The organism is Methylosinus sp. sav-2 (genome assembly GCF_004366495.1).
Taxonomy (GTDB): domain Bacteria; phylum Pseudomonadota; class Alphaproteobacteria; order Rhizobiales; family Beijerinckiaceae; genus Methylosinus.
Map to the genome: position 1 here is coordinate 61,299 of NZ_SOEJ01000005.1, position 16,616 is coordinate 77,914.

General features: G+C 63.9%; 13 protein-coding genes. 6 read left to right on the forward strand and 7 right to left on the reverse strand.

Annotation, left to right across the window (positions count from 1 at the left end; genetic code table 11):
* Positions 1-98: 98 nt before the first annotated feature.
* Positions 99-776: a phasin family protein gene (locus tag EDE12_RS11350; protein ID WP_026598838.1), complete on the forward strand. Its 678-nt coding sequence runs from the start codon at positions 99-101 to the stop codon at positions 774-776.
* 70 nt (positions 777-846) lie between these two features.
* Here the strand turns inward: EDE12_RS11350 and EDE12_RS11355 are convergent, their stop codons facing one another.
* From EDE12_RS11355 to EDE12_RS11370, 4 genes are all read right to left on the reverse strand, one after another.
* Complete coding sequence (locus EDE12_RS11355) at positions 847-1,689, reverse strand: shikimate dehydrogenase (protein WP_026598839.1); 843 nt, start codon at positions 1,687-1,689, stop codon at positions 847-849.
* Positions 1,690-1,724: 35 nt separating this feature from the next.
* On the reverse strand, positions 1,725-2,711 hold the full coding sequence (bioB, locus tag EDE12_RS11360; RefSeq protein ID WP_026598840.1) for a biotin synthase BioB: 987 nt from the start codon (positions 2,709-2,711) through the stop codon (positions 1,725-1,727).
* Between the two features lie 27 nt (positions 2,712-2,738).
* A complete protein-coding gene (locus EDE12_RS11365; protein ID WP_026598841.1) occupies positions 2,739-3,281 on the reverse strand; it encodes a hypothetical protein in 543 nt (180 codons plus the stop codon).
* Positions 3,282-3,383: 102 nt separating this feature from the next.
* Positions 3,384-4,493, reverse strand: a complete 1,110-nt coding sequence (locus EDE12_RS11370; RefSeq protein ID WP_084768529.1) for a DUF4062 domain-containing protein — start codon at positions 4,491-4,493, stop codon at positions 3,384-3,386.
* A gap of 112 nt (positions 4,494-4,605) precedes the next feature.
* Between EDE12_RS11370 and ppc the strand changes: the two genes are divergently transcribed.
* Together ppc and EDE12_RS11380 are read left to right on the forward strand one after the other, a co-directional pair.
* On the forward strand, positions 4,606-7,365 hold the full coding sequence (gene ppc / locus EDE12_RS11375; RefSeq protein WP_026598842.1) for a phosphoenolpyruvate carboxylase: 2,760 nt from the start codon (positions 4,606-4,608) through the stop codon (positions 7,363-7,365).
* 88 nt (positions 7,366-7,453) lie between these two features.
* The gene (locus EDE12_RS11380; protein ID WP_026598843.1) at positions 7,454-10,528 is read left to right on the forward strand and encodes an autotransporter outer membrane beta-barrel domain-containing protein; all 3,075 of its coding nucleotides are present in this window, start codon (positions 7,454-7,456) and stop codon (positions 10,526-10,528) included.
* Positions 10,529-10,544: 16 nt separating this feature from the next.
* Here EDE12_RS11380 and EDE12_RS11385 read toward each other — a convergent pair whose 3' ends face one another.
* Both EDE12_RS11385 and galE read right to left on the reverse strand, forming a co-directional pair.
* A complete protein-coding gene (locus EDE12_RS11385) occupies positions 10,545-11,474 on the reverse strand; it encodes a hypothetical protein (protein ID WP_026598844.1) in 930 nt (309 codons plus the stop codon).
* A 169-nt stretch (positions 11,475-11,643) separates the two neighbouring features.
* Complete coding sequence (gene galE / locus EDE12_RS11390; protein WP_024880231.1) at positions 11,644-12,639, reverse strand: UDP-glucose 4-epimerase GalE; 996 nt, start codon at positions 12,637-12,639, stop codon at positions 11,644-11,646.
* A gap of 200 nt (positions 12,640-12,839) precedes the next feature.
* On the opposite strand from galE, the gene EDE12_RS11395 reads away from it, so the two are divergent.
* Positions 12,840-13,724, forward strand: a complete 885-nt coding sequence (locus tag EDE12_RS11395; protein WP_024880232.1) for a UTP--glucose-1-phosphate uridylyltransferase — start codon at positions 12,840-12,842, stop codon at positions 13,722-13,724.
* 194 nt (positions 13,725-13,918) lie between these two features.
* Here the strand turns inward: EDE12_RS11395 and irrA are convergent, their stop codons facing one another.
* Entirely contained in the window at positions 13,919-14,401 is a 483-nt protein-coding gene (gene irrA, locus EDE12_RS11400) for an iron response transcriptional regulator IrrA (RefSeq protein ID WP_026598845.1), read from the reverse strand.
* A gap of 198 nt (positions 14,402-14,599) precedes the next feature.
* Between irrA and EDE12_RS11405 the strand changes: the two genes are divergently transcribed.
* A complete protein-coding gene (locus tag EDE12_RS11405; protein WP_245275774.1) occupies positions 14,600-15,793 on the forward strand; it encodes a lytic murein transglycosylase in 1,194 nt (397 codons plus the stop codon).
* Positions 15,794-15,929: 136 nt separating this feature from the next.
* Positions 15,930-16,583: a cyclic nucleotide-binding domain-containing protein gene (locus EDE12_RS11410; protein ID WP_026598847.1), complete on the forward strand. Its 654-nt coding sequence runs from the start codon at positions 15,930-15,932 to the stop codon at positions 16,581-16,583.
* Positions 16,584-16,616: the final 33 nt, after the last annotated feature.

The window sequence follows — 16,616 nt, forward strand, 5'->3', positions numbered from 1 at the left end:
CGTCGAGTAGAGCGGCGTTTCCGCGGAGCTTTCGAGCGCCGAAGGCGATTCGGGCGCGACACTAACTGCCGACACCAGCACGAAAGGAGCCCGAAGCGATGGCCACCCATACGAGAGGTTCTTCCAAGCGCCCGGCGCCGCCGAAGGAGCCGCCGATTACCCTCAAGGACGCGCTGGACGACGATGAGCACGAGACGGCCCCGCTGGAGGCCGCGTCGCCCGTCGAGATCGACGCCGTCGCCGCCGCTTTGGAAGCCGCCGAGATCGAGGCCGTGACCGCCGCCTTGGAACCCGTCGAGCTGGCGCTGACGCCGGCCGATCCCGCCATCGAGGTCCCCGCCGAGACGATCGCGACCGCGCCGGAGCCTGTTTTCGACATAGCGCCGGAGCCGGCGCTCGAGACGGCGGCTGAACCTGTCCTCGAGACAATCGCGGAACCCGCCCTCGAGGTCGTTGCGGAACCGATCGCCGAAGCGCCGGTCGCGCCGGTGACCATCGTCGCCGCGACAATCGAGACCGCGCCCGCCAAGGTCGAGCCTCTCGACCCGAGCCTCTGGTCTCTGAAAACATTCGATCTCGTGAACGAGAACGCCGCCGCGGTCCTCGATCTGGCGTTGGCGCTCGGTCAGGCGCGCTCGGTCAGCGATGCGCTGGAGGCGCAGTCGCGCTTCGCGAGCGAGCGCTATTCGACTTTCCTGAAGCGCGCCAATGAGCTGGTGGAATTGTCGAGCCGCTGGTCGCCCTTCCGCTTCGCCGTCTCCGCCTTTGTGGCGTGAGCTTACGGAATGCTCCTCGCCCGGCAGAACACGGCCGGGCGGAGCGCTCTCATTCTGATCGAAACGCTCTCTACAACGTCGCCTCGATCAGCGCGCGCAGTTCCGGCGTCGCCTCGGGCATGACGCCGAACCAGTCGCGGAACGCCGGCCGCGCCTGATGGATCAGCATGCCGAGCCCATCGACCGCGACATTGCCGCGGGCGCGGGCCGCGGCCAGCAGCGGCGTCTCCAGCGGCGCATAGACGATATCGGAGACGAGCGCTTCCGCCGGCAGGCGATCCAAAGGCAGATCGAGCGGCGGCTCGCCCACCATGCCCTGATTCGTCGTGTTCACCAGCAGGCCGGCGCCGGCGAGGCCGTCGGCGCGTTCTTCCCAGCGATGCGCCGTGACCGGAGCGCCGAAATCCGCTGCGATCTTCTGCGCCCGCTCGAGCGTGCGGTTGAACAGCCGCACCTCGGCCGCGCCGGAATCGATGAGCCCGGCGATGACCGCCCGCGCCGCTCCGCCCGCGCCGATCACCACCGCCGGCCCGGCGTCCGCCCGCCACATGGGCGCGGCGGCGCGCAGCGAGGCGGTGAAGCCGAAACCGTCGTAATTGCGGCCGACGAGCGTCCCGTCCTCCTCCACCACCACGCAATTGACCGCGCCGATGCGCGTCGCGCTCGCGTCGAGAACGTCGACGATGGCGAGCGCCGCCTCCTTATGCGGGATGGTGAGATTGCAGCCCGAGAAATTCAGCGCCGGCAGAGCGCGCAGCGCCGCCTCGAGCCGCCCCGGCTCTATGGCGAGCGGCGCATAGGCGCCGACGAGGCCATAGCGGGCGAGCCAGTAGTTGTGGATTTTGGGCGAGCGCGAATGCGAGATCGGCCAGCCCATCACGCCGGCGAGGAGAAAGCGGTCCTGCCCATGCATCGGTCTCTCCCCGCTTTTCCTCCCGCCCGCGGCGCCTATTGCTTCGCCGCGCAGGCGTCCTCCCCCTGCGCGGAGAGCGCGGAGAAGAGCGCGGCATCGGCGTCGAGGCCGGGATTGCCGGCCGTCAGAAGCTTCTCGCCATAAAAGATGGAGTTGGCGCCGGCGACGAGGCACAATATCTGCGCCTCGCGCGAGAGGCCGGAGCGGCCGGCGGACAGCCGTACGCGGGATTTCGGCATGAGGATGCGCGTCGTCGCGATCATGCGCACCAGCTCCAGCGAATCCACCGGCGGGCGGCCCTCGAGCGGCGTGCCTTCTATGGCCGCCAGCGCATTGATCGGCACGCTCTCGGGATGCGGATCGAAGGAGGCCAGCACCTGCAGCATATGGGCGCGGTCGCGCACGCTCTCGCCCATGCCGATGATGCCGCCACAGCACATTTCTATGCCGGCGCGGCGCACTGCGGCGAGCGTCTGCAGCCGATCCTCATAGGTGCGGGTGGTGACGATCTCGCCGTAGAACTCCGGCCCAGTGTCGAGATTATGGTTATAGGCGGTGAGGCCCGCCTCCACGAGACGCTCGGCCTGGCCGTCGTCGAGCATGCCGAGCGTGACGCAGGCCTCCATGCCGAGCGCTCGCACGCCGCGCACCATCTCCAGCACGGAGTCGAAACGCTCGCCCTTGGGCGCCTGGCGCCAGGCTGCGCCCATGCAGAAACGATCCGCCCCGGCCTCCCGCGCGCGCCTGGCGGCGTCCAGAACCTCGTCCACCTGCAGCAGCTCGACGCGGTCGAGCTTGACCTCGCGGTGATGCGCAGATTGCGAGCAATAGGAGCAATTTTCTGGGCAGCCGCCTGTCTTGATGCTGAGCAGCGCCGCCTTCTGCACGTCATTGGGATCGAAGAAGCGGCTGTGCAGCGCGCTCGCCCGCGCGATCAGCTCGAGCAGAGGGGCGTCGTGGATGGCGACGATCTCCTCCAGCGTCCAATCGTGACGGAGAGTGAAATCGGCGGGAGCGTTCATCGATCGGAGCCTCTCTGCGGCGTGGTTTCAGCGCGACTTTTTGGCGACGCGGCGCTCATTGCGCGTGAGCGGACGCTGCGGCTCATCCTCCTCCCCGCCGGCGGCGGAAGGCGCGGAGGGCCGCGGCTTGCGCTGGAGCTGCGGATCGGCGCCGCGCAGAATGGCATAGACGACATAAGCGGCGACGGCCAGATCGAAACCGGTGAGGCCGAGCGTGAACCACGCCGGCGTGAACTCCGAGCCCGTGCCGAGATAATGGAACTGCAGGTGCCAGAAGGGATGCAGAGCGAAGCCGATGGCGAGCCACCAGGGCGAGCCCACGAGGCCGAGCAGCGCGAAGGAGCCGAAAATGGCGAGGCCGGTCATCTCTATGCCGAACCAGGCCTTGGGATTGTCCGAGGCGAAGGAGAGGCCGACATAGAGCGCAGCCGTGGCGATGAGCCCATAGGCCAGCGCGCGGCGGGAGCCCGCCTGCGGATAACGCTCCGACCAGCGCGCGAAAAAGGCGAAAGCCACGCCGATGAGCGCGCCGACGGCGGCGGGAATCAGAATCGAGGACGCGTCTTCCATGGTCGAGCACTCGGATAGGGTTACGGCCGCAGCGAGGTCTATAAGTCGGACGGGCGGAGGCGACAAGGGAGGGGGCGGGATGGCACATTGGTTCGCGCGCCATTACATAGAATCGCGACGGATTGCCCTGATTTTCGAGATGTACTGACGCCCTCTTTCCGTCAATACCCAACAAAGGTTGGTTCTTGAATACCCGGTCGAACTCGTCGAGGTCCTTGTGGTCGTGGAAATAATTCCTAAGGCCTCCAATTGAAATCTTATGTTTCTGACCACATCAACATGCACATCTACATGTTGATCATCACCAGCATCCACCAACGAGTCTCGAATATGCTGCGCTATCGCGCTACCGATTGCATACTCTGTATCCTCTCGATATAAATTCTCGATAAGGATAACCAATATATCATCCCAGCTTGTATCAAATGTAAATTTCCCAATCTCTTCATACCGATAATTTAAAAATTCATTTCCTCCTGATTTTTCCATAAGCGTCCATTGTATTTGAAATATGTCAGCTCCTTGTGCTAGATCATTATGAAGATCAACAACCACAACCTCCGATAGCCGCTTCTCTAATTCTAAAACTGCCTTTCTAGCACTCTCAAGTTCTTTATATACAGCAGGATCCATAGCGTTGTCACCGCGAATCCATCCCACCCTGGGCTTACGGCGCACACTATCGTAAACAGAATCCTTTACTTTATTTACGAGCTGGTCAGTATTATTCCAGTAGCAAACCATTCGTTTTTGCAGCTCATTTCGAAAATCGATCAATTTTGCTTGCTTTTCTGGATTCTGGTCCGTATCTCCCAGGCGCAAATCATCCATTTTTTCATACAAGAAGGCAAGAATAGGAACGCCTTTTTCTAAGGCGTACCGATACTCTTTCTCCGTGTAACTTATCCCATCTGCCCCTACCGACCCATACCGACCTTTTACAATAACTACATAATAGTCCGTTTCGTCAATAAGTGGCCTTATATATTCCATCTGCTCTTCTGTCGCTGCATGGAATTGCTCCATACCGACTGCGATAAAGCCGGACTTTATGAGTTCGTAGATGATACGTTCGCGTTCTTCCTTTAGGTCTAGATGAGTGGAACTCACAAACACTTGGTAGCGCGGATTGATCGTCACGTCTGCAATTCCCACAAAGGTCGTTCGTAAGAAGCCGGGACTCGGCATGACCTGAAAGGCGAGGCCGAACATGACACCAGCTTCACTTCATAGCTACCCCACATCGCCTCCGGTCCAAAATCTGCTATAGCTCGCAGGACCTACCGCGCCGCACGGCGCCCCCGCTCGAGGATCGACGCCCCATATGCAAGTCGAAACAGACGCCGCCAATTTCAGCTCCTCCGCCCTGCTCGACGATCAGTCGCTGCTCGCCGATATTCGCCTGCTCGGCCGCCTGCTCGGCGACACGGTGCGCGAGCAGGAGGGCGTGGCCGCCTTCGAGCGCATAGAGACGATCCGCCGCCTCTCGGTGGCCGTCAGCCGCAATGGCGACATGGAGGCCGATCACAAGCTCGACGCGCTGCTGCGCTCGCTCTCGGCGAGCGAGGCGGTCACTGTCATCCGCGCCTTCAGCTATTTCTCGCATCTCGCCAATATCGCCGAGGATCTGCATCCGCTGCAGGGCGACGAGGCCTCCGGCGAGCCGAGCCTCGCCAACACATTCGCGCATTTGCGCAAGGCCTCGATCGGCCCCGGCAAGGTGGCGCAGGTGCTCTCCAACGGCTGGGTCTCGCCCGTGCTGACCGCGCATCCGACGGAAGTGCGGCGCAAGAGCCTGCTCGATGCCGAGCACGCCATCTCCGCTCTGTTGCAAGCGCGCCCACATGCGCGCAACAAGGCCGAGCTAGCCCGCAATGAGCTGCAATTGCGCGCCCGCGTCTCGCAGCTGTGGCAGACGGAGCTGCTGCGGCAGGCGCGGCTCACTGTGCGTGACGAGATCGCCAACACGCTGAGCTATTATCGCAGCACTTTCCTGCGCCAGATTCCGCTGCTCTACGCCGACATCGAAGAGCGCCTCGGCGGCTTGCGCATTCCGCCCTTCCTGCGCATGGGCACTTGGGTCGGCGGCGATCGCGACGGCAATCCCAATGTTCGCGCCGAATCGCTCGCCAATGCGCTGCGCATGCAGAGCGAGACGGCGCTGCGCTTCTATCTCTCCGAGGTGCATGAGCTCGGCGCCGAGCTGTCCATCTCGCGCCGCTACGCCGGCTGCAGCCAGGCGCTCGAGCAGCTCGCCGCGCGCTCTGGCGACGACAATCCGCATCGCGACGACGAGCCCTATCGCCGCGCGCTGATCGGCGTCTACGCCCGCCTCGCCGCGACGCTCGAGGAGCTGACCGGCCAGCAGGCGCAGCGCCATGCGAGGGCGCCCGGCGCGCCCTACTCCGGTCCGCGCGCCTTTCTCGCCGATCTCGAGATCGTCGATGATTCGCTGCGCTGCCATCATAGCGAGGTGATCGCGACGCAGCGCCTCGAGCCGCTGATCCGCGCGGCGGAAGTCTTCGGCTTTCATCTCGCCACAGTGGATTTGCGCCAGAGCTCCGACCGCCATGAGGAGACGATCGCCGCGCTGCTGCGCGAGGCGCGCATCGCGCCCGACTACGCCGCCCTCACGGAAGAGGAGAAGCGCGCGCTGCTGCTGAAGCTGCTCAGCGATCCGCGGCCGGTGCGGCTCGTCGACGCCGCCTATTCGGAAGATGTCGCGAGCGAGCTGGCGATCTTCGAGCGCGCGGCGGAGATGCGCAAGACCTATGGTCACGAGTCGATCCGTCATTACATCGTCAGCCATACGGAGACGGTGAGCGATCTGCTCGAGGTGCTGCTGCTGCAGAAGGAATGCGGCATGATGCGCGGCACGCTCGATCCGCGCGACGCCAGCATCGTCGCCGCCGATCTCATCATCGTGCCTTTGTTCGAGACGATCGGCGATCTGCGCAACGCCGCCGTCATCATGCGCGAGTTCTATGCGCTGCCCGGAATCGTCAAGCTCGTCACCAATTCCGGCGCGCAGCAGGACATCATGCTGGGCTATTCCGACAGCAACAAGGACGGCGGCATTCTCGCGAGCATTTGGGAGCTCTATCGCGCCTCCACCGCGCTCGCGGACTTTTTCTCGGGCCTGCCGTCGATCGCCATGCGGCTCTTCCACGGCCGCGGCGGCACTGTGGGGCGCGGCGGCGGACCGAGCTATGACGCCATTCTCGCGCAGCCGCCGGGCACGGTGAACGGGCAGATTCGCCTCACCGAGCAAGGCGAGGTGATCGCGGCGAAATACGCCAATCCGCAGATCGGCCGCATCAATCTCGAGCTGCTCGTCGCCGCGACCCTCGAGGCGACGCTGCTCTCGCATAGCAAGGCGCCGCCGCCGGAATTCCTCGAAGTGGCGGAACAGCTGGCGCAATGGGGCATGGACGCCTATCGCGGCCTCGTCTACGAGACGCCCGATTTCGTCGATTATTTCTTCGCCTCGACGCCCATCTCCGAGATCGCCTCGCTCAACATCGGCTCGCGGCCGGCCTCGCGCAAGCCATCGCGCAAGATCGAAGATTTGCGCGCCATTCCGTGGAGCTTCTCCTGGGGCCAGGCGCGTCTCGCCCTGCCCGGCTGGTACGGCTTCGGCTCGGCGATCGCGCGCTTCCGCGAGGGCGACGACGGCTCCAAGCTCGAGCTGCTGAAGCGCATGTATCGCGAATGGCCCTTCTTCCGCACGCTTCTGTCGAACATCGACATGATCCTGTCGAAGACCGATCTCTCGATCGCGCGTCACTATGCGGGCCTGGTGCAGGATCACGCGCTCGCCGACCGCATTTATGGGGAGATAGAGGCGGAGTGGAGCCGATCCAACGCCGCGCTCGCCGATCTCACCGGATCGAGCCAGCGACTCGCCGACAATCCGGCGCTGGCGCGCTCGCTGCACCATCGCTTCCCCTACATTGCCCCGCTCAACTATCTGCAGGTGGAGCTCATTCGCCGCTTCCGCGGCGGCCAGACCGGCGACGACATTCGCCAGGGCATTCTCATGTCCATCAATGGCGTGGCGGCCGGCCTGCGTAACACAGGGTGAACAGAAGAGGGCGACATTGCGGCGCTGTCGTCAAAGCGTCATGCGCCGCCGCCATTAGGGGTCCCGATCCAGCTGGAACGGAACCGCAATGTCGCCTCTTCTCTCGCGCGTCAGCCCTCTCGCCCTCCTCGCCTCCCTCTCGTTCTCTTCCGCGGCCGTCGCAGCCGACATAAATGTCCCGGCCAATACGACCGTCTCCGGCCAGAAGACATTCGGCGGAACCGATAAGATCACCGTGGGCGCCGGGGGCAAGCTCACCTCCTCGGCCAATCCGACGCTGAATCAGACATCGACCTCGACCGGCGTCTCCGTCGACAATTTCGGCACGATCGAATCGACGGGGACAGGAACGCGCGCGATCCGCTTCAACAGCGGAACCGCGATGAGCTTCACGCTGACCAATGAGGCGGGCGCGACGATTCAATCGCAGAATGACGCGCTGCAAGTGGGAACGGCTGTCACGTCGGGAACGATCACCGTCAATAATTACGGGCTGATCCAGGCGACGGGCACGGGCTCCAACAATGGCCAGGCGATCGACTTCGGCAATATCGTCGCCGGCACAGCCTCGATCACCATCAATAATTTCGCGACCGGCGTGCTGCAGACCGCCGACGCCGACGGCGTTCGCCCCGGCAACAACGCCACGATCAATAATTACGGCCAGATCATCTCCAATAATTTCCAGACCAACAGCGGCGCGGATGGAATCGACTTCCAGACGAGCACCGGCGGAACGGTCAATAATTACGCCGGCGGCCTGATCTCCGGCGGACGCCACGGAATCAACATCAGCTATGATCCGACGGCGAATAAGACGACCTCCTCGATCACCGTGACCAATTACGCCGGCGGTCAGATCATCGGCCGCAACGGCTCGGGCGTCGGCTCCGACGTCGGCGGGACGGTGATCAATTACGGCCTCATCTCGGGCGATATCGACAATATCGCCGGCGTCGCCAATGGCGACGGCGATGGCGTCGATATCGATTACATCGGCAACATCACCAATTACGGCACGATCCGCGGCACGGGCGCGAAGGGCGTCGGCTCCGACGGCAAGACCAACACCAGCCAGGGCGTCGCCATCGGCGGCGGCGTCATCGACAATAAGGCTGGCGCGACGATCATTGGTCAGGCGGACGGCATTCTCGTCGACAATAGCTCGGAAGGGCCTGCCTTCGGCGCGGTGACGATCACCAACGCCGGCACGATCCAGGGAACGACGCGCTACGGCGTCTATATCAACAGCACGCAGAACAATACGATCACCAACTCCGGGACCATCACCGGCGGCGGCGGACAGGCGATCGTCTTCGGCTCCGGCGACGACACGCTGAACATTCGCACCGGCTCCGTCATCAATGGAACGGTGGACGGCGGCGCCGGAAACGATCGCATCTCGCTCTCAGGAACGGGAACCTTCGCCGGCGCGATCAATTTCGAGACGCTGAGCGTCGATGACGGCGTGTGGACGCTCACCGGGACGCAGAGCTATTCTAGCGGCGTGACGGTCGCGGGCGGCGCGGAGCTGGTCGCCTCCGGCACGATCGGCAATCTCGTCACCATCGCCGCTGGCGGACGCCTCTCGGGCTCCGGCACGCTGGGCGCGCTCGATCTGTCGGGCGTCGTCTCGCCCGGCGCCGGCGCGATCTCCACGCTCACCGTCACCGGCAACGCTACTTTCCGCTCGGGCTCGGTCTATCAGATCGACGCAAACGCCGCCGGCGCGGCGGACAAGATCATCGTCGGCGGAACGGCGGCGCTCGCCGGCTCTGTGCAAGTGACCGCCGCCTCCGGCAATTATGCGCCTTCGACGAGCTATGCGATCGTGCAGGCGGCGGGCGGCGTCAGCGGCTCTTTCGCTTCGGTCTCCACCGATCTCGCCTTTTTGACGCCCTCGCTCTCCTATAACGCCAACAACGCCTATCTGACGCTCTCGCGCAATGGCGTGTTCTTCCAGAGCGTCGCGGCCAATCGCAATCAGCGCGCGGTCGCCGCGGCGCTCGACACGACGCCGACGGCGAGCCCGCTGTTCCTCGCCGTCGTCGGCAAATCGGCGGCCGGCGCGCGCGCGGCCTTCGACGGACTCTCCGGCGAAGGCGTCACCGGCGCGCTGAATGTCGGCCTCGAATCGAACCGCCTGTTCGGCTCGACTCTCGCAGACGCCGGACAATTCTGGCGCTCGGGCGAGACGCGCGACGCCAATGGAATCTCCATTTCCGCGACGACGCCGGCCCTCGGCTATGCGTCTCTGGAATCGAAAAAGGGTCCGATCGCCCCGCGTATGACACAGGAGCCGGCGCGGCTCTGGCGCATGTGGATCTCCGGCTTCGGCCAGAGCGCACGCCTCGGCGGCGACGCTGCGCAAGGCTCGGCGACGCAGCGCACGAGCCTCGGCGGCGGCGCCATCGGTCTCGATGCGGCGGTGCTTCCCAATCTTCTGCTCGGCTTCGCGGGCGGCTATAGCGCCGGCGGAGCCTCGACCGATCAGCGCTCGACTCATGTGGACACGCATGGCTGGCATATCGGCGGCTATGGCGTCTTCACCTTCGACCCCAATTATATCTCCGCCTCGCTCGCCTTCTCCGATTTCGACAATTACTCACGCCGCTCGGTCTTCGGCCTCGGAACGGGCGAGACGGCGAATGCGAATTTCGGGAGCCGCGTGCTGCGCGCGCGCGTCGAGATCGGGCGCGACGTCGATCTGTTCGGCCTGCGCGCTACGCCTTTCGCTGCTGTCGAGACGGCGCATATTTGGACGGATGGATTCACCGAGACGACGGCGGCTTTTCCCGGCTTTGCAGGCCTCAGCGCGCTGACCTTCGCCGCGCGCGAGACGGACTCGCTGCCCCTCTATTTCGGCGCGCGATTCAAGCGCAGCTTCGCGCTCGACAATGGCTGGCGGCTGACGCCCGATCTTTCGCTCGCCTATGTGCATGAATTCGAGCCGACGCGCGCGCTTCTCGCATCCTTCGCCTCGGCCCCCTCGGCGGCTTTCACCATCGCCGGCGCGCGTCCCGACGAGAATTACCTGCAGGTGAAAGGCGGGCTGCGCCTCGATGTGAGCGCTTCGGTCGCGCTCTTCGCCTCCTTCGAGGGCGAATATGGCGGACGCACGCAATCCTATGCGGGACGAGGCGGCCTCAAAGTGGCTTGGTGAGGCCGCCCCTGCTCTTTTACGCGTTCTGCGAAGCGCTCGAGGACTGAGACCCCTGCTGAGCGACGAGATCCTTCAGCAGCGCCTCGACGCTCGATTGCGCGGCGCTGGCGTCGCCGCTCTTGGCGGCGGTGATCAGCGTCTTCAGATCGTCGACGATGGTCGAAGAGGAAGACGAAGAATCGGTCGTCATCGAGGACGATGACGAGGAATTCGTCGAGGATGTGGACAGGAGCGAAGCGAGATCGCTCTCGAGGCTCGTGGCGGAGCTCTTCTGCGTCGTCGAATCGCCCGATTGCACCGCGTTCAGCAGCGTCGCCAAATCGGAGACGAAGGAGGAAGCGGTCGAATCCGAGCTCTCGGAAGAGGAAGTAGACGCGGAAGAAGACGGCGGCGGCGGCGGGGGCGGAGGCGGCGGCGCCTGCAAATGGCTCTCGATCGTCTTGGCCGTCGATTGCGCAGTCGTCGTGTCGCCCGACTGCACCGCCGAGACCAACGTCTGCAGATCGGAGAGGAAGCCGGATTGGCCGTCCGACGAGGACGATGACGAGCTCGACGAATCCGAGGTCGACGACGATTGCAACAGGCTCTGAAGGCTCGACGCGGCGGTCTTGGCCGCCTCCGTATCGCCGGAGTCGACCGCCTTCAGCAGATTGGCGACTGTCGAGGCGAAGCCCGAATCCGAGGACGAGGAGGAATCGTCGCTGGAGCTGGTCGAGCTGGAATCGCTGGCGAAGAGCAGCGAGGCGAGCTGGCCGGAGCTCAGGCTGCGGAAATCGATCGCCGAGCTGGGATCGACCGCGCTGGTCTGCGTCGTGGAGGTGGAGCTGGTCGTCGCCGAAGCGCTCGCAGCGGCCGCCGCTGTCGTGTCGTCGACGTCTTTCGTGGGACGGGAATGATGATGATAGGCGGTTTGAACCGCGCTGGAGGCCAGACTCGATATGGACATTCTGCGTATCCTGGAAGGAGAGCGGACGCGCGCGACTGTCCGCGCGTCGCCTTACGCAAAACTTACCAGCGCCTGCCGTCACGAGGCTATATCGCGCAGAAATACTTGTAAAATCTGGCGCTTTCCTCCCATATCCGAAGAGTATCGGAATATTTCTATAATATATATGCTATGCTCCACTTTCGTTACGCGCCGCGAGCTTGCGCTCCCAATCCAACGCCTGGCGCACGATTGTCTCGAGATCGTCGTGACGCGGCGTCCAGCCGAGGCGCGAGCGAATGCGGTCATTGGCGGCGACGATGGCGGCCGGATCGCCCGGCCGACGGCCGGCGAAATCCACCTTGAAATCGACGCCGGAAACGCGCTTCACCGTTTCGATCACCTCGAGCACCGAGAAGCCATGCGCATAGCCGCAATTGCAGACGAGGCTCTCGCCTCCCCCGCGCAAATGACGCAGCGCGTCGAGATGGGCGCGGGCGAGATCGGTAACGTGGATGTAGTCGCGCAGGCAGGTGCCGTCGGGCGTCTGATAATCAGTCCCGAAAACCTGCATGCCGGGACGCAGCCCCAACGCCGCCTGCACCGCCACCTTGATGAGATGCGTCGCCTTGGGCGTCGATTGGCCGGAGCGGCCGCGAGGGTCGGCGCCGGCGACATTGAAGTAGCGCAGCGCTACATAGGAGAGATCATGCGCGCGCGAGACATCCTCGAGCATCCACTCGACCATCAGCTTGGAGCGTCCATAGGGCGAGACCGGCTTCAGGCTCTCGTCCTCCGTCACCGGATTATGCTCGGGATCGCCATAGACGGCCGCGGTCGAGGAGAAGATGAAGCGCTTCACGCCCGCTTCCACCGCCGCCGCCAGCAGAGCCCGCGCTTTCGCCGTATTGTTCAAATAATAGCCGAGAGGATCGGCGACGGACTCGGGGACCACGATCTTGGCCGCGAAATGAATGATCGACTGGACATCATGCCGCGCGAAAATATCGCGCAGCAGCGCCGCGTCGCCAAAATCGCCCACGATGAGCGGAACTTCCTCCGGAACCGCCCAGCGAAACCCCGTGGAGAGATCGTCGAGCACGACGACCTTCTCGCCGGCGTCGAGCAGCTCGAGCGTCATATGGCTTCCAATATAGCCGGCGCCGCCGGTCACGAGAATGGTCATTCCGCTCTCTTCCTGCTGAAGACGTCATCACGGGAAATTAACGGGCAATGGTTAAGGACGAATCCTGGCCCGGCTCGGACTAGGCGTTGGTCTTTCGCCATTGCGGGATATTCTCGGAAAAGCGCTTGCGCCTTTTCCGAAACCCTGCTCGGGCGTCGCGCTCTCGCGCTCGGGTCACACTCGCTCGAAATGGACTAATCATGAGCAAACGCATTCGCAAGGCTGTATTTCCCGTGGCCGGCCTCGGCACGCGCTTCCTCCCGGCGACCAAAGCGGTGCCGAAGGAGATGCTGACCGTCGTCGATCGTCCCGTGCTCCAGCATGTGGTGGACGAGGCGCGCGAGGCCGGCATCGAACATTTCATTTTCGTGACCGGACGCAACAAAGGCGTCATCGAGGATCATTTCGACATCGCCTATGAGCTCGAGGACACGCTGAAGAAGCGCGGCAAGATCAAGGAATATGACGCGCTGATCGCCGATCTGCCTCCCGCCGGCGCCGCCAGCTTCACCCGCCAACAGGCTCCGCTCGGCCTCGGCCATGCGGTCTGGTGTGCGCGCGAGATCGTCGGCGACGAACCCTTCGCCGTGCTGCTGCCCGATATGGTGACGCTCGGCAATGGGCCGAAGAAGAGCCGCTGCCTCGCCCAGGCGGTGGAGGCCTATGAGGCCCATGGCGGCAATGTGATCGCGGTGGAGGAAGTGCCGCCGGAGGAGACGCACCAGTACGGCATCGTCTCGGTCGGCAAGGATTTCGGCGCCGCTTTCGAGATCACCGGAATGGTGGAGAAGCCGCCGCGCGGAACCGCGCCGAGCAATCTGATGATCTCGGGCCGCTATATTCTGCAGCCGGAGATTTTCGACATTCTGGCCAAGGGCGAGAAGGGCGCGGGCGGCGAGATTCAGCTCACCGACAGCATGGTGACGCTGAGCGGCTCGCAAGCCTTCCACGGCGTGCGCTTCGACGGCAAGACCTATGACACCGGATCGAAGCTCGGCTTTCTGGCGGCCAATCTCGCCTTCGGCCTGACCCGCCCGGACATCGCCGACGGGCTGAAGGCGGAGATCGCCAAGCTGCTCGGCTGAACGGAAAGGCCCCTCTCCCGCGAAGCTTCGCGGGAGAGGGGCCGATTCGGCTCGCCTCGCGAGCGCTGGAGCTGGAGCTGGACAAGACCCGGCGAGGAAAAATCGCTGCGCGGGAGAAGGCATGAATAAAGCCGCCCAAGCGGCGGCCTTTCTGAAACAATCACACTGAAGAGAGACTGCTCCGGCGAGCCGCCTCAAGCCTTCCGCTTGGGCCGCAGCCGGATGATGACGTCGCAGCCGACAATCTCCATGCCCTCTGGCGGAGCGGGAAGCTTGGCGAATTCGATGGAGCCGTCCACCACGTCGAACATGCGCTTGCTGACCTCATCCATGAAATGGTGATGCGGCGCGGTGCGTGTGTGGAAATAGGTGCGTGGCCCCTGCACGGCGATCTCCCGCAGCAGGCCGACGTCGGCGAATTGGTTGAGCGTGTTGTAGACGGTCGAGAGCGACATTTGCAGGCCGGCCTCGCGCGCTTCGGCGTGGAGCGCCTCGGCGCTCACATGGCGGTCGCCATTGCCATAGAGCAGCTTGCTGAGCGAGATGCGCTGCGAGGTGGGACGAAGGCCGGCCGCCCGAAGCTTGGCCTTCAGCTCCTGCTCGTCCTTGATGGGGGCCGCCTTTTTTCCCAGTTGGATCGGCGCACGAAAATTCGTAATCATGGGGTGATGCGTCATTTCCGTTTCGCCTCAGATCCTGTCCTGCTCGCGGCTCCTTGTGGAAGTCGAGACATGCCGATTGAAAACGCAGCGCAGCGAAGTGTCAAACAAAATGGCCAAAAGTGTAAAGATTCCAAAGAATGGCCAAGCTCGCGCGCAATTTTGCGACAAGCTTTCGGCCACGCTCGCGCCAATCGCCGCGATGTGTTCCTATCATTGCCGGTCATTTTCCTACTCTTTGTCCTGACGGCTTTTTTCGCTCCTTGCGCGCTGGCGCAGGAAAGCGCCGCCGGTTCTGATCTCGACCATTTCCTGCAGCAATTATGGCCACGGGCGCGCGACGCCGGCGTCGCGCGCGAGATTTTCGATTCGGCTGTCGCAGGCCTCACGCCGGAGCCCGGATTGCTGCGGCGCCCACAGGCTCAAGCCGAGTTCACCATTTCCATCCCCTCCTATGTCTCCGGCGCGGTGAGCGCAGCGCGTGTGGCGCGGGGACGCGCGCTCGCCAGCGAGCTCTCCGCGCCGCTGGCGACGATCGAGGAGCGCAGCGGCGTTCCTTCCGAGATCGCTCTCGCCATACTCGGGGTGGAAAGCAATTTCGGTTCCGCGACCGGCGCCGCAGACACGCTGCGCGTGCTGGCGACGCTGGCCTATGCCGGCCATAGGGGAACGATCTTCTCCGATGAGCTCGTCGCCGCTTTGGTCATGCTGCAGAGAGGCGACGTCACCCGCGCGCGGCTGCGCGGCTCCTGGGCCGGCGCTATGGGCCAGCCGCAATTCCTGCCCTCGGCCTATCTGAAATATGCGACCGCCTATAGCGGCGACGCGGCCCCCGACATTTGGACGAACAGGCTCGATTCGCTCGCCTCTGTCGCCAATTTCCTGAAATTCTCCGGCTGGGATCCGCGCCTGCCCTGGGCGGTCGAGGTCGTCCTGCCCAAAAATTTCGATTACGCCGACTTCGATCTCGACTTCGCGCAATGGCGCGCGCTGGGCCTCGCACGGGCCGATGGCGAGGCGCTGCCGGCGAGCGGTCCGGCGAGCCTCTATCTGCCGGCCGGCGCGGCCGGCGCGGCCGGCCCGGCCTTTCTCATCACCGATAATTTCGAGGTGATCCGCAAATACAACACCTCCGACGCCTATGCGCTGTCGATCGGCCTGCTCGCCGACCGCATCGCCGGGCGACGCGCGCCCATCGCCCCTTGGCCGAAGAAGATCGCGGCGCTCTCGACCGCCGATTGCAAGGAGCTGCAGCGCCTGCTCACCACGCGCGGCTTCTATCGCGGCGCCATAGACGGCAAGCTCGGCCGCACCAGCCGCAACGCCGTGCACGCCTTTCAGCTGAGCGAAGGCGTGCAGCCGGCGGATGGATTCGCGACGAAGGAGGTGCTGGAGCGGCTCCGCCGCTGAGCCGCTGCGGCGATATGGGGCGCGAAACGCTGTAGCTGCTGACTTCAGCGTGAGAAATGAGCTATCTGTGACGCCAAAGAGGCGTCGAGCCGCTCGTCGTCGGCGAGAAAGCCTCCGCTTCCCTGGAGAATCTCGAGTGACGAGCGAGCATATTCTGTATCTGGTGATCGCGGCCTCGTGGATGCAATCGGTGGCGGCTGTGGCTTCCGCCTATTCGAAGACGATGATCCGCTTGCGGATCGCATCCACGATCGCGAATTTTCTCGGCGTCGTCGTCGGCGCTGCGAGCGGGAACATGGCCGTGTTGACCCGCCACGTCATTCTGTTTCCGCTCGACCTCATTCGTCTACGCGAGATGCGCAAGCTGGTGGCCAGCGTCAAGCGCGCGGCGGATGGCGAGCTGAAGGTCGAATGGCTGAAGCCCTTCATGCATCCATGCAGCGTGAAGGCCGGCGCGCTTTTGTTTCGCAAAGGCGAGGAGGCCGACCGCGCCTATATGCTGATCGAAGGCGAGATCGAGCTTCCAGAGGTGGGAATCCAGCTGCCGCCGGGAACGCTGTTCGGGGAAATGGCGCTGTTCACCGAGGACGGCTTGCGCACGGCCTCGGCGCGCGCGCTCACCGATTGCCGACTGCTGTCGATCACCTATGAGGAGTTCGAGCAGCTCTATTTCCAGAACCCGCAATTCGGGCTCTATCTCATTCGGCTGATCGTTCGACGCTGTCAGGCGAACACGCAGCAGCTCGAAGCCGTCGCCTGGAATAAAACGACGGAAGATGTCGGCGCCTGAGCCGAAGAGCGCCGAGACGACCCGCGCCGCTCG